The following is a 12,919-nucleotide window of genomic DNA, read 5'->3' as shown; positions in this document are numbered from 1 at the left end:
TCCTCGGTCTGGGTTTCGATTCAGTATATCGACCGCCCTCAGGCCGCATGCACGCTGGGCGCGGCGGCCACCGGTGTATCGACGAAGCGGCGCGCGACGAAGGCGAACAGCAGGCCGCCGGCATACATCAGCACGCCGTAGATCGCGCCCGGGATCGCCATCGCTTCGTCCTGCAGCACGGTGCTGGCGATCACCAGCGCCAGCGTGGCGTTCTGCACCGCGCTCTCGATGCCGAGCGTGATCGACTGCCGGCGCGACAGCCGCGCCAGCCAGGCAACCGCGAAGCCGCAGGCCAGCATCGACAGGTTCAGCACGACCGCCATCGGCGCCAGCGTCGCGAAGTTGGCGGTCAGCAGCACCCAGTTCTTGATCACGGCCAACAGCACGATGACGATGAACAGCACGGTCGAGACCTTGGTCGCCACCGGTTCCAGCCGCAGCGCACTCTGCGGCTTGAGGCGCCGCATCAGCATGCCCAGCGCCACCGGCACGCCGAGGATCAGGAACACCTGGGCCATCATCGGACCGGCCGGCGCCGAGACCGCGCGGCCGCCGCCCATGAACTGCTGCAGCGACCACGAGACGATCAGCGGCAGCGTGAAGATCGTCAGCACGCTGGCCACCGCGGTGAAGCTCAGCGCCAGCGCCACGTCGCCGCGCGCCAGGAAGGTCAGCAGGTTCGAGGTCGTGCCGGTCGGGCAGGCGGCGAGGATCATGAAACCCACCGCGAACGCGCCGGTGATGCCGAATAGCCGGATCAGCGCATAGGCGGCCAGCGGCAGCAACACGAAGTGGCACAGCATGCCGACCAGCAGCGCGCGTGGCTGGCGCACGATGCGCGCGAAGTCGCCCCCGGTCAGACCGAGGCCGAGCGAGAACATGATGAAGGCCAGCGCGGCCGGCAGCAGCACGAGGCTGACGAAGTCGATTTGCATGGCGCCGATTCTGTCGGCGCCGCCGCGCGCGACCATGCTGGTTATCGCCAAGCGCGGCACAAAGCAAAACGGCCAGCAGGTGTCTACCTGCTAGCCGTTCGCTTTTCTGGTGGGCCCTGAGTGACTCGAACACTCGACCTACGGATTAAGAGTCCGCTGCTCTACCAACTGAGCTAAGAGCCCTGAAACTTTTCTGAAGCCTGCGCCGCGGACAGTGGGTCCGTCGGTGGTGGGTTGTGCGGGACTCGAACCCACGACCTACGGATTAAAAGTCCGCTGCTCTACCAACTGAGCTAACAACCCAGCGAGCCCGCTAGTATAACCACACTCACGGAGTCGACTCAAGCCCTTCGAGCCGTGAATTGACAATCTGCTCGATCGCCACGTTGGCCGCGACCAGGCCGAAGCTCGCGGTGACCGTGACCACCGAGCCGTAGCCCGCGCAGTTGAGGCTGCCGTCGACCTCGCATTCGCCATCCGGTCGCCTGACCGGTTCGTCGGTGTAGACGCAAGCCAGGCCGATCGTGCCGCTGCGCGCGGCACCATGCTCGCGTCGCAGGCGCTGGCGCAGCGAGGCGAGCAGCGGATCGTGCGTGACCCGTGCAAGGTCGTCGACCGCGACCCGCTGCGCCTGCCGCTTGCCGCCGGCGGCGCCGACGATCACCAGCGGCGAACGCGTCTGTAGCGCCCAGGCCGCGATCAGCGTCTTGGCGCGCGGCGCGTCGCAGGCATCGATGACGACATCAACCGGCGCCGGCAGCAGCGCGGGCCACGGTGTCGCGTCCGCGTCGCCGACGAAGGCCTCGACCGCATGCACGACGCAACCCGGATGGATGCCGGCAATGCGATCCCGCAGCGCCAGCACCTTGGCCTGGCCGAGCGTGGCCTCGAGCGCGTGGACCTGGCGGTTGATGTTGGACTCGGCCACGTGGTCGAGGTCGACCAGCGTCAGCTCGGCCACGCCGCTGCGTGCCAGCGCCTCCGCGGCCCAGGAGCCGACGCCACCGACACCGACCACCGCCACCCGCGCCGCGCGCAGCCGCGCGTAGCCGGCATCGCCGTACAGGCGCCGCAGGCCGCCGAAGCGGCGTTCGAGGTCGGCGCCCACCACCAGGTCCATCGGCAGCGCGGCATTCATCGCGGGTGGCTACTTCAGCGACGCGAGGCGCTCGCGCGCGGCCTGCGCGGCCTCGCTCTTCGGGTAGGTCTTCTGCAGTTCCTCGAGCGTGCGGCGCGCCGACTTGGCGTCCTTCAGCTCGATCTGGCAGTTCGCGATGGCGAGCTGGGCCTCGGGCGCACGCAGGTGGTCAGGGGCCGCGGCCAGCAGCGAGCGGAAGCTCGCAATCGCCGCCTGGTACTCGCGCTTGCCGTACTGCGCGTTGCCGAGCCAGTAATGCACGCTCGGTGCGTAGCCGCTATTCGGGAAGCGCTTCTGGAACGCCGCGAAGGCGGCACCGGCGCCGGCGAAGTCGCCGCCGCGCAGCAGGCCGAGCGCGTCGTTGTAGAGGCGCGTCTCGTCGGGCGTGGCACTGAACTCGCGACCATCGACCGCCACCTTCTGCGGCTCGAAGCTGCGCAGCCGCTCGTCGATGCCGGTCTGCACGTCCTTCTGGCGACGCTGCAGCTCGGCCACCTCTCGCTGAAGCTGCTCGTTGCTGCCGCGCAGCTGCGCCAGCTCGGTGCGCAGCTTCTCGATCAGGTTGTTGAGCTCGAGCACGCCGGCGCGCGTCTGGCGCAACTGCTCGGCCAGGTCGGCATCGCGCGTCTCGGAGGCCTTCTGGCTCTGGTCGATGCGCGCGCGCAGATCGAGGATCGCGCGCCGCGCCTCGTCGTCGTCGAAGAGCCCGGCGCTGGCTGGACCAACCAGCGCGGCCAGCGCGGCGGCCGCGGCAACCGCGCGCACCACAGCAGCAAGCGGCCTCACCTTACTTGCTCCGCAGTTCGGCACGGCGGTTCTTGGCCCACGCCGCTTCGTTCTGAGCCGGATCGACCGGGCGCTCCTTGCCATAGCTCACCGGCTCGGCCTGGTTCGGCTGCACGCCGAGCAGCGTGAGGGCGCGCACCACGGCTTCCGAGCGGCGCTGGCCGAGCGCCAGGTTGTACTCGCGGCTGCCGCGATCGTCGGTGTGGCCTTCGATCACGATGTTCTTCTTGCGATCGGCGTTGAGCGCCTTGGCATAGCCCTCGACCAGCGGACGGAACTCGTCCTTGACCACATAGGCATCGAAATCGAACAGGATCACGCGGCCGAACTTGGCGCCGGGGTCCTGCGCCGACAGGTCGACGCTGCCGACCTGCGAGGCGGGCGCACCGCCGGCGCTGCCGTTGCCGCTGCCAGACGGCGTGGTGGAGCGGGTCTCGACCGGCACCTGCTCGTCGAGCTTGACCGGCGAACTGCAGGCCGCCAGCGCGAGCGCGGCGGCAATGGCCAGGCCGGAGGCGGCGAAGCGTCGGATGGAAAGGGTTGGGTGCATCTGTGCCTCCGTGAAATGATGAAGAAGAAAAAAGGGAAAAGAAGCGTCCGGGCGCCGGCTCAGCGACCGAAGGGGCCCCAGTGCGGCTCGCGCACGTCGGCCTGGGTCTGGACGAGCCGCGCCTTGATCCGGCCATCGAGCGTGCTCGTCACGAGCACATCGCGGCCCTGGACGCGCGAGGCGTACATCACGAGCCGGCCGTTGGGAGCGAAGCTCGGGCTCTCGTCGTCGCTGGTATCGCTGATCAGGCGCGAGTTGCCGCTCGCCAGATCCATGATCTGGGTGCGGAAGTTGCCGCCGTCGCGCGCGATGTAGACCATCGAGCGGCCATCCGGACTGATCGCCGGGCTCACGTTGTAGGCGCCGTTGAAGGTGACGCGCTCGGCCGCGCCGCCGCCGGCCGGCATGCGGTAGATCTGCGGGCTGCCGCCACGATCGCTGGTGAAATAGATCGTCTTGCCGTCCAGCGTGAAAGTGGCCTCGGTGTCGATCGAGCCGCTGTTGGTCAGGCGCCGTGGTTCGCCGCCGTCGCGGCTGATCGAGTAGAGCTGCGAGCCGCCCTCGCGGGTCAGCGTCACGACCAGGCTGCGGCCGTCCGGCGCCCAGGCCGGCGCGCTGTTGGAGCCGCGGAAGTTGGCCAGCGTGCGCCGCTTGCCGCTGGCCACGTCCTGCACGTAGACCACCGGCTTGCGCTGCTCGAAGGAAACGTAGGCAAGCTCGCGGCCGTCCGGCGCCCAGGCCGGCGAGATGATCGGCTCGGGGCTGCCGAGCGCGCTCTGGCCGCCCTCGCCGTCGGCATCGGCGACCCACAGCGTGTAGCGCGGGCCGGCCTTGGTGACGTAGGCGATGCGGGTCGAGAACACGCCCTTCTCGCCGGTCAGCTTCTCGTAGATCGCATCCGAGATCTGGTGCGCGGTCAGGCGCAGGTCGGCCGGCGTCACCGCGAAGCTGGCACCGCCGAGGTCGCGCCCCTGCACCACGTCCCAGAGCCGGTAGCGCACGTCGTAGCGGCCGTCGGCCAGGCGCGTCACCGAGCCGGCCACCAGCGCGTCGGCGCCGCGGCCGCGCCACTCGCTCATCGAGGGCTGCGAGCCTTCGTCGAGCGCGGCGCTGCCGGTGTCGACCGGCTTGAAGAAGCCGCTGCGCTCGAGGTTGGCGCGGATGATCGCGCCCACCGGCTGCGGCGCGCCGTCCTCGCCGCGGAACTTGCTCACCGCGATCGGAAGCTGGGTCGCGCCGACGCCGGCGATCTCGACCCTGAACTGCGCCAGCGCCGCCGGGACGACCGCTGCCAGCGGCAGCGCCAGCAGGGCGCGGCGCGAGAACTGCGCCGCGCTGGCGGACATCGAAAACATCGAGGAGGAATCGGTCATGCGGTGGTCGAGGCCGAGGACGGCGACTGAGTTCCGTGTGAAAGGTGGGTCGTGGCTGCCGGCGGCAGGCTCGCGGGGCCCGGGCCGCGCGCCAGCAGCCAGATCTTGAGATAGCGGTAGTAGGTGCCTTCGGCAATGCTGAACGCGACCACGAAGCCCATGCGCCCGTCGAGAAAGCCGCGCTTGAAGACGTAGCTGCGCAGGAAGGCCCAGAGGCCGTGCGCGATCGCCTTCGACAGGCTGCCCGAGCGGCCGGCGCGGTGCAGCTGCAGCGCGCGCCCGCTCGTGTAGCGGTTCAACTTGTCGAGGCAGGACTCCAGGCTCGGCTGGCTCTCGTGCAACAACTCGCCGTCGAGTCGGCCGACCGGACCGTCGGCCAGCACCTGCTCGTGGACGAGGTCGTCGCTGAAGCGCGCCGAGCCGCGTCGGAACAGTCGCAGCACATCGTCAGGATACCAGTCGCCATGGCGGATCCACTCGCCACAGAAGGATGAAAGTCGTGACACCTTGTAGCTCGCCGGGCCGGCCGCGGCGGCCATCGCGGCGCGGATCGAGGCGGCCAGTTCCGGGCTCGCGCGCTCGTCGGCGTCGATGCTGAAGACCCAGTCGCCGCTGGCCGCCGCCAGCGCGCGGTTCTTCTGCGGGCCGAAGCCGGGCCAGTCGCTGGTTTCGATGACGCGGGCGCCGGCGCGGCGTGCCAGTTCCTGGGTGCCGTCGCTGCTGCCGGAATCGACCACGATCCATTCGTCGGCAAAGCCCACCGAGGCCAAGCAGGCCTCGATGTGGCGGGCTTCGTTCTTCGTGATCAGGACGACGGAAAGGCGCATGCGCGGGCCGGGCGCGGAGCGGCCGGCACAGCGGCCGGCCGGTGTAGGGACAGGCCGCCATTGTAGGCAGCCCACCACAGGCAGCCCCGCATAATCCGAGCGACTGCCCGTCGACGGGCTCTGCCACCCACGCATGTCCAACAAGAATCCAGGCAACCTCGAGCGGCTGCGCGAGGTGCTGCCCTACTTCGGCGGCACCGGCTGGGCCTTCGTGGCCGCGACCATCGGCGCCGCCATCGGCGCCGCGACCGAGAGCGCGATTGCCTGGCTGATGAAGCCGCTGCTCGATGGCGGATTCAAGGCCGACGGCTTCGCGCTGTGGCTGGTTCCGGTGACGATCATCGGCCTGTTCGCGGTGCGCGGCGTGGCCGGGTTCGCCGTCAACTACGCGCTGGCCTGGGCCGGCCAGGCCGGCACCGTGCGCATGCGCAGCGCGATCTTCGAGCGGCTGCTGGCGGCGCGGCCGAGCCTGATGGTCGAGCAGACCTCGAGCAGCCTGATCAACACCGTCGTCTACGAATTGCAGATGGGGGCGACGCTGCTGGTCGGGGCGGTGCAGACCCTGCTCAAGGACAGCCTCACGGTGATCGCGCTGCTCGGCTTCCTGCTCTGGACCAACTGGCAGCTGACCCTGTTCATCGCGGTGCTGTTCCCGGTGGTCGCGTGGGTGATGCGGATCTTCGGCAAGCGCATGCACAGCGTCACGGTGGCCGGCCAGAAGGCGACCGACCAACTGGCCTACGTGGTCGAGGAAAACGTGCTCGCCTGGCGCCTGGTGCGACTGCACAACGCGGCGGCCGGGCAGACCCAGCGCTTCAACCGGGCCAGCCAGCTGCTGCGCAGCCTGTCGCTGAAGGCCACGGTCGCGGCGTCGGCGGTGACGCCGATCACGCAGGTGCTGTCGGCTTGCGCGATGTCGGCGGTGATCGTCGCGGCGCTGTGGCAAAGCCGCGCCCAGGGCGGCACCGTCGGCGCCTTCGTCGCCTACGTGACCGCGATGGTGGCGCTGATCAACCCGCTCAAGCACCTGTCGGAGGTGGCCGGGCCGATCACGCGCGGCTTCGCCGCCGTGCAGCGAGGACTCAGCCTCGCCCACCACGCGCCGGTCGAGAGCGGTGGCACGCATGCCCCCGGTCGCGCGCGCGGCGACATCGCACTGCGCGACGTGAGCCTGGTCTACAAGAGTGACCAGTCGCCGGCACTGCAGAACCTGAACCTCGAGATCCGAGCCGGCCAGACGGTGGCCCTGGTCGGTCCCTCGGGCGCCGGCAAGTCGACCCTGGTCAACCTGCTGCCGCGCTTCCTCGAACCCACCAGCGGCAGCATCACGCTCGATGGCGTGGCCCTGTCCGACTGGGACCTGCGCGCGCTGCGCGAGCAGTTCGCGCTGGTGAGCCAGGAGGTGATCCTGTTCAACGACAGCGTGGCCGCCAACGTCGCCTTCGGCGACACGCTCGACCGCGGACGCGTGCTGGAGGCCCTGGCCGGCGCCAACCTGCTGGCCTTTGCCGAGTCGCTGCCGCGCGGCATCGACAGCCTGATCGGCCACAACGGCAGCGAACTCTCGGGCGGCCAGCGCCAGCGACTGGCGATCGCGCGCGCGATCTACAAGAACGCGCCGATCCTGCTGCTCGACGAGGCCACCTCGGCGCTCGACAGCGAGAGCGAGCGCCTGGTCCAAGCCGCACTCGAGAAGCTGATGGTCGGCCGCACCTCCATCGTGATCGCGCACCGGCTGTCCACCGTCGAGGCGGCCGACAGCGTGGTGGTGCTCGACCAGGGTCGCGTCGTCGAGCATGGCACCCATGCCGAACTGCTGGCCAGGGGCGGCCTGTTCTCGCGCCTGCACGCGCTGCAGTTCAAGACCTGAGGAGCACCGCCGATGAAGCCCCCGATCAGCCGTTATCCGGTGCCCGAACTCAAGAACCTGCCGGCCGACATCCGCGAGAAGATCCTCGCGGTGCAGGAGAAGGCCGGCTTCGTGCCCAACGTCTTCCTGGGCTTCGCGCACCGGCCCGACGAGTTCCGTGCCTTCTTCGCCTACCACGATGCGCTGCTGCTGCGCGACGCCGGACCTCATGGACTCACCAAAGGCGAGAAGGAGATGATCATCGTCGCCACCAGTGGCGTGAACCGCTGCCTCTACTGCGTGGTGGCGCATGGCGCGATCCTGCGCATCGTCGAGAAGAACCCGCTGATCGCCGACCAGCTCGCGACCAACCCGGCCAAGGCCGACCTCAGCCCGCGCCAGCAGGCGATGATCGACTTCGCGCTTAAGGTCTGCAGCGACGCGCAGAACGTCGGCGAGTCCGACTTCGAGGCGCTGCGAGGCCATGGCTTCAGCGACGAGGACATCTGGGACATCGGGGCGATCACCGCGCTGTTCGGCCTGTCCAACCGCATGGCCAACCTGATCTCGCTGCGACCGAACGACGAGTTCTACCTGATGGGCCGCGCGCCCCGGGTCGCCGACCGCGGCAACCGATGAACAACGCCCTGCCCGACCTGCACCTGGACCTCGGCTGCGGCAAGCGGCCGCGCAATCCCTACGAGCGCGTCCGGCTCTGTGGCGTCGACATCCGCCCGATGCAGTCGACCGAGGGCTTCGAGTACCGGCATGCCAACCTGGCGATCGAGCCCATTCCCTTCGAGTCCGATCGCTTCGCTTCGGTCTCGGCCTTCGACTTCATCGAGCATGTGCCGCGCCTGATGCTGGCGGCGGACGGGCGCGGCACGATCTTCCCCTTCGTGCGCCTGATGGGCGAGATCTGGCGCGTGCTGGCGCCCGGTGGCCTGCTCTATGCGGTGACCCCGGCCTATCCGCATGCCGAGGCGTTCCAGGACCCCACCCACGTCAACATCATCACCGAGCGCACCCACGAGTATTTTTGCGGCGCCAAGCCGCTGGCCAGCATCTACGGCTTCGAGGGCCAGTTCGAGCTGCGCCGTCTCGAATGGGTGCATGTGCAGGAGGCCTACACGGCGCGGCCGCCGACGCCACCACCGCCAGCCGCCAAGCCACCCCTGGCCAGATCCGTGCGAGACGCCGTCAGACGGCTTCGAGGACGGGCGGTGCCGCCGCCGAGCCACGGTCCCTACCTGCTGTGGGAACTGCAGGCGGTCAAGGCCGCGGCGGCCGATGCCGATGTCGGAGCTTCGTCTAGCGATGTCGATGCTGCCCGCTGACGGCGCCCACCGCGCCTGCGTGATCCTGCTGGCCTACAACCAGCAGGCCACGGTCGAGTCCGCGGTCGCCTCGGTGCTCGGGCAGCAGTGCGAGCCGCTCGAGATCGTGCTGTCGGACGACGCCTCCGGCGACGGCAGCTTCGCGCTGCTGCAGGCCGCCGCCGAGCGCTACGTCGGACCGCATCGGGTGCGCGCGCGGCGCAACGAGGTCAATCTCGGCATCGGTGAGCACTACAACCAGTTGCTGCGCGAGACGCGCGCCCCGCTGCTGGTGACGGCGGCCGGCGACGACATCTCGACACCCGACCGCGTCGCCCGCCTGCTCCAGGCCTGGGACGCGAACGGCTGCCGCGCCGACCTGATCGCCAGCCATCTGATCGATCTCGACGATGAAGGCCGGCTGCACGAGCAGATCCGCGTCGACGACCTGGCGCCGTACCGCGGCGTCGAGGACTGGGCCGCGGGCCGGCCCTACATCGTCGGCGCCGGGCATGCCTTCACGCGGCGCATGATGGAGCGCTTCGGGCCGATGGCGCCCGAGGTCGCCTACGAGGACCAGATCATGGTCTTTCGCTCGATCGTCTCGGGTGGCGCGATCACGGTCGACGCACCGCTGGTGCACTACCGGCGCGGCGGCACCTCGCGTCGGCCGGTCTTCGACAGCGCGAGCGACATGACGCGCTGGACCAGTCGCCAGCGCGCGCGCGAGATCGCCGAGATGGAGCAGTTGCTGCGCGACGCCAGGGTCGCCGGCTGCGAGCCGCAGGTGCAGGCGGTGCTCAAGCTGCCGCTGCTGCGCGCCACCTACATCCCACGGCTGGCGCTCGCCGGATCGACCCGCGAGCGCTGGCAGGTCTACCGCGAGGCGGCCGGCACCCTGCCGTGGTGGTGGCGCTTTCGCAAGCTGCTGCATGCGCAGTTTCCGAACGCGACGCACAAGGTCAAGAACGGCCTGGCCGTCTTCCATCACCGCCGGCGCTGAGGCGGCGGTCGGCGCTCAGCGGGGCTCGTGCGCCGTGGCGCCCGGCGCGGGTTCCAGCGCCCGATCAAGTACCTGCGCGACGCGCACGGCATCGAGTTCGTCCAGGCAACGCGCGTAGCTGTCGAGCCGTCGCTCGCAGCCCTCCTGCAGGCAGGGCACGCAGTCGCCTTCGCCCTGCACCAGCCACACGTTGCCAAGCTGCTGCAGCGGTGACTTCATCTGCCAGGGACTGTGGCCGGGCGCGATGCCGGCATGCCGCGGCCAGGGACCCCAGGCGATCGGATGCGAGGGCCCGAACAGCGCGACCGTCGGCGTGCCGCAGGCCGCCGCCAGATGGGTCACCGAGGTGTCGGGACCGAGATAGAGCCGCGCACTGCGCAGCAGTTCGGCCAGTTCGGCAAAGCTCAGGCGGCCGGCGGCGCTCGTCACCTGCGCGGCGACCGCCGGCGGCAGCCCCTGCAGGATCGTCTCGATCCGCTGGCGCTCGGCCGGGCCAGGCCCGCCGCTGAGCACCACGCGCAGGCCATGGCTTTGCACCAGGTGCTGGATGGCGGCACGCCAGCCGGCATCGGTCCAGGCCTTGTAGCGGTACATCGGCGAGGGGTGCAGCACGGCAAGGGGCTGCTCGCGCCAGCGGGTGCCGAGCAAGGACTCGAGGCCGCTCTGGTCGGTCGTACTCGGCGGCACCACCTCCGGCACGCGCTCGACGCCCATCAGGTCGGCCAGCTCAAGATACTGGTCGACCGCGTGCAGCCGGCCGAGGCCGAGCTCGCACCAGCCGTGCGAGAGCCACCGCTTGCGCGCCGCGCCGGGCTCGTTGGCCGGCGGCACGATGTTGACGCGGCGCCGGCCGGCGAGCAGCGAGTACAGGTGCGGCCTATCGTTGTAGAGCGTGCTGATCGCGAGGTCGTAGCGCCGCGCCAGCCGCATCGCAAGACCGAGTCTCGCGAGCCGGTGATCGTCGTCGGGCTCGACGATCACCCGGTCGATGTCCGGATTGCCCTCGAGCACCGCGGCCGCGCCGGCCTGGACCAGCACCTCGATCCGGGCCTCGGGCCAGGCGCGGCGCAGGCTGCGGATCAACGGCGTGGTCAGCAGCACGTCGCCGAGCCGGCGCAGGCAGATCAGCAGCACGCGTCGCGGCGGACGCGCCAGCCGGAACGGTTGCGAGGCAGTTGGGGCGGTGATCGACAAGGCGGCGCGCAGTGTAAGCTGGGCATTCTCTCGTCGACGCCCTGCCCCGATGGCGAACATCGATCCGTCCTGCTCGTCCATCACCGCGGTCCTCGTCAGCTACAACAGCACGCGCGTGCTGGCGGCGGCGCTGGACTCGATCGAGGCGCTCGAGCACATCATCGTGGTCGACAACGGCAGCAGCGACGGTAGCGCCGAGCTGGCGCGGCAGCGCTGCCCGCGCGCCCGCGTGATCGAGGCCGGCGCCAACCTCGGCTTCGGGCGCGCCAACAACCTGGCGCTGGAGGCGGTGCAGACCGAACACGCGCTGCTGCTCAACCCCGACTGCGAGATGCAGCCCGGTGCCTTCGCCGCCTTGATCGAGGCAAGCCGCCGCTACCCCGAGGCGGCGATCTGGGGACCCAAGATCTACGACGCGCCGGGCGTGCTCGGGCTTTGCTACCGGCCCGCGTTCTACAAGCCGCAGCCCAAGGAACTGATCGATCCGCAGGGCGACCTGTGCACCGAGTTCCTGACCGGCGCCGCGATGCTGCTCAACATGCGGCTGATGCGGCAGGTCGGCTTCTTCGACCCGTGGTTCTTCCTGTACCTGGAGGACGACGACCTCTGCGAGCGCGCGCGCCGCGCCGGCCATCCGCTGGTCCTGATCAACGACGCACACGCGCTGCACCGGGTGCGCCAGTCGAGCGCGCCGTCGATGCGGCTGAGCTACCGCCGCGCCTATTGCATGACGCTGTCGAAGTTCTATATGCAGTACAAGTACTTCGGCCCGCTCAGCAGCGCCGGAACGATGCTTCGAGTCGGCATCGGCAGCCTGCTGATGCTGCCGATCAACGCGCTGACGCTGAAGTCCGAGCGCGTGGCGCGCAGCGCGGCCCGGCTGGTCGCTTCGCTGGTGGCGCCGATGCGCGTGCGCGCCGAACGCTGCCTGCCGCAGCCGCCGCGCTGAGTCGCGTCGCGGCGATCAGCCCGCCCCGCGCTCGAAGCGGTTGACGATGACCGCGTGTCTGAGCGGCCAGTCGCGCAGGTCGTGGTCGTTGCCGTCGAGCACGCTGCGCATGAAGGCCGAGGTCAGGTCGCGCGTGGCCAGCTTGACCTGCGCGTTGAGTTCGGTGCCACCGGTGCCGGTCCGGTCGGTGAACATGCTGTGCGAGCCGCCGGCGAACACGGCCAGCGTCTTGTTCGCGCTGCCGACGGCCTCGAAGATGGCCACGCGGTCTTCGGCACCGCTGTAGTAGCCGGGAATTCGGATGACGTCCTCGGTCGCGGTGATGTGCAGGCTCGGCACCCGGACCGGCGCCAGGATGCGCTGCGGCTCGCCCTCGCCGTAGAAGGGCGGCGCCGAGATCACGATGGCGGCGCGCAGCCGCGGGTCGTGCAGGTCGATCACGCCGCCGGCCCGCTCGACCCGGGCGCCGGCCGCCAGCAGCGTGGTGTTGGCGCCGTAGGAGTGGCCGGCCGCGACGATGCGCCGGCCATCGACGAGCGGCCCCAGTTCGCCGGCCAGCAGGCGGTCGATGGCAAAGCGCAGGTCGTGCACGCGCGCCACCGCCTCGGTTTCCTGGGCCGCCTCCTGCAGGCGGCCGACCAGGGAAAACAGGCTGCCGCCGCCCCACAGGCTGCGGTCGCTGCCGACATGCTGCACATGCAGGCTGGCCAGCCCCCGGCTGGCCCAGTGGCGGCCGAGGTAGCTGTAGCCGAAGCGCGAACCGCCGATGCCATGCGAGAACACGACCAGCGGCACCGGAGAGTCGGGCGTGGCGGCCCGCGGCAGGTACAGGCGCAGCGGCACGGCGCGATCGCGCGCCGGGTCGTGCCAATCGAGGTCGACGATCTCGTAGCGCGACTCCTGCGCCCAGCTCGCCCGTGCGCCGCCGAGCAGGCCAAGGCCAAGCCCCGCCGTCGTCGACGCGGTCGCGACCAGGAAGGATCGGCGGCGGCAGTTCAT

At 70.2% G+C, this 12,919-nt stretch carries 13 protein-coding genes and 2 tRNA genes; 5 read left to right on the top strand and 10 right to left on the bottom strand.

The features are described from left to right. Positions 1–38: 38 nt before the first annotated feature. The 8 genes from EV670_RS05405 to EV670_RS05370 all read right to left on the bottom strand — a co-directional run bounded on the left by EV670_RS05405 (position 39) and on the right by EV670_RS05370 (position 5,609). Positions 39–935, bottom strand: coding sequence for a bile acid:sodium symporter family protein (locus EV670_RS05405; protein WP_165393246.1), 897 nt, complete (start codon positions 933–935; stop codon positions 39–41). Positions 936–1,042: 107 nt separating this feature from the next. Then, a tRNA-Lys gene (locus EV670_RS05400) sits at positions 1,043–1,118 on the bottom strand. A 44-nt stretch (positions 1,119–1,162) separates the two neighbouring features. Then, positions 1,163–1,238 (bottom strand) — tRNA-Lys (locus EV670_RS05395). Between the two features lie 25 nt (positions 1,239–1,263). After that, a complete protein-coding gene (locus EV670_RS05390) occupies positions 1,264–2,073 on the bottom strand; it encodes a tRNA threonylcarbamoyladenosine dehydratase (RefSeq protein WP_207225001.1) in 810 nt (269 codons plus the stop codon). Positions 2,074–2,082: 9 nt separating this feature from the next. Then, positions 2,083–2,859, bottom strand: a complete 777-nt coding sequence (gene ybgF, locus EV670_RS05385; RefSeq protein ID WP_242616840.1) for a tol-pal system protein YbgF — start codon at positions 2,857–2,859, stop codon at positions 2,083–2,085. A gap of 1 nt (position 2,860) precedes the next feature. Then, positions 2,861–3,409: an OmpA family protein gene (locus EV670_RS05380; RefSeq protein WP_130430749.1), complete on the bottom strand. Its 549-nt coding sequence runs from the start codon at positions 3,407–3,409 to the stop codon at positions 2,861–2,863. 59 nt (positions 3,410–3,468) lie between these two features. Further along, a complete protein-coding gene (tolB, locus tag EV670_RS05375) occupies positions 3,469–4,782 on the bottom strand; it encodes a Tol-Pal system beta propeller repeat protein TolB (RefSeq protein WP_130430748.1) in 1,314 nt (437 codons plus the stop codon). After that, entirely contained in the window at positions 4,779–5,609 is an 831-nt protein-coding gene (locus EV670_RS05370; RefSeq protein WP_130430747.1) for a glycosyltransferase family 2 protein, read from the bottom strand. The genes tolB and EV670_RS05370 overlap by 4 nt, the downstream gene beginning before the upstream one ends. Positions 5,610–5,742: 133 nt before the next feature. Between EV670_RS05370 and msbA the strand changes: the two genes are divergently transcribed. Genes msbA through EV670_RS05350 form a run of 4 tightly spaced genes read left to right on the top strand, consistent with a single transcriptional unit; the run spans position 5,743 to position 9,777 of the window. Continuing rightward, positions 5,743–7,479 (top strand): lipid A export permease/ATP-binding protein MsbA, encoded by a 1,737-nt coding sequence (gene msbA / locus EV670_RS05365; protein ID WP_130430746.1) that lies wholly within the window; start codon positions 5,743–5,745, stop codon positions 7,477–7,479. A gap of 12 nt (positions 7,480–7,491) precedes the next feature. Further along, positions 7,492–8,097 (top strand): peroxidase-related enzyme, encoded by a 606-nt coding sequence (locus EV670_RS05360; RefSeq protein WP_130430745.1) that lies wholly within the window; start codon positions 7,492–7,494, stop codon positions 8,095–8,097. Continuing rightward, complete coding sequence (locus EV670_RS05355; RefSeq protein ID WP_130430744.1) at positions 8,094–8,795, top strand: class I SAM-dependent methyltransferase; 702 nt, start codon at positions 8,094–8,096, stop codon at positions 8,793–8,795. The genes EV670_RS05360 and EV670_RS05355 overlap by 4 nt, the downstream gene beginning before the upstream one ends. After that, positions 8,776–9,777, top strand: a complete 1,002-nt coding sequence (locus EV670_RS05350) for a glycosyltransferase family 2 protein (protein ID WP_165393245.1) — start codon at positions 8,776–8,778, stop codon at positions 9,775–9,777. Before EV670_RS05355 ends, EV670_RS05350 begins: the two co-directional genes overlap by 20 nt. A 15-nt stretch (positions 9,778–9,792) precedes the next feature. Here the strand turns inward: EV670_RS05350 and EV670_RS05345 are convergent, their stop codons facing one another. Then, the gene (locus EV670_RS05345) at positions 9,793–10,971 is read right to left on the bottom strand and encodes a glycosyltransferase family 9 protein (protein WP_165393244.1); all 1,179 of its coding nucleotides are present in this window, start codon (positions 10,969–10,971) and stop codon (positions 9,793–9,795) included. Between the two features lie 49 nt (positions 10,972–11,020). Between EV670_RS05345 and EV670_RS05340 the strand changes: the two genes are divergently transcribed. After that, on the top strand, positions 11,021–11,920 hold the full coding sequence (locus EV670_RS05340; RefSeq protein ID WP_165393243.1) for a glycosyltransferase family 2 protein: 900 nt from the start codon (positions 11,021–11,023) through the stop codon (positions 11,918–11,920). Positions 11,921–11,935: 15 nt separating this feature from the next. On the opposite strand, the gene EV670_RS05335 is transcribed toward EV670_RS05340, so the two are convergent. Next, the gene (locus tag EV670_RS05335; RefSeq protein WP_130430740.1) at positions 11,936–12,919 is read right to left on the bottom strand and encodes an alpha/beta hydrolase family protein; all 984 of its coding nucleotides are present in this window, start codon (positions 12,917–12,919) and stop codon (positions 11,936–11,938) included.

The sequence above is a fragment of the Rivibacter subsaxonicus genome, from assembly GCF_004217215.1.
Classification (GTDB): Bacteria; Pseudomonadota; Gammaproteobacteria; order Burkholderiales; family Burkholderiaceae_C; genus Rivibacter; species Rivibacter subsaxonicus.
This window is presented reverse-complemented; position numbering and strand designations above follow the sequence as displayed.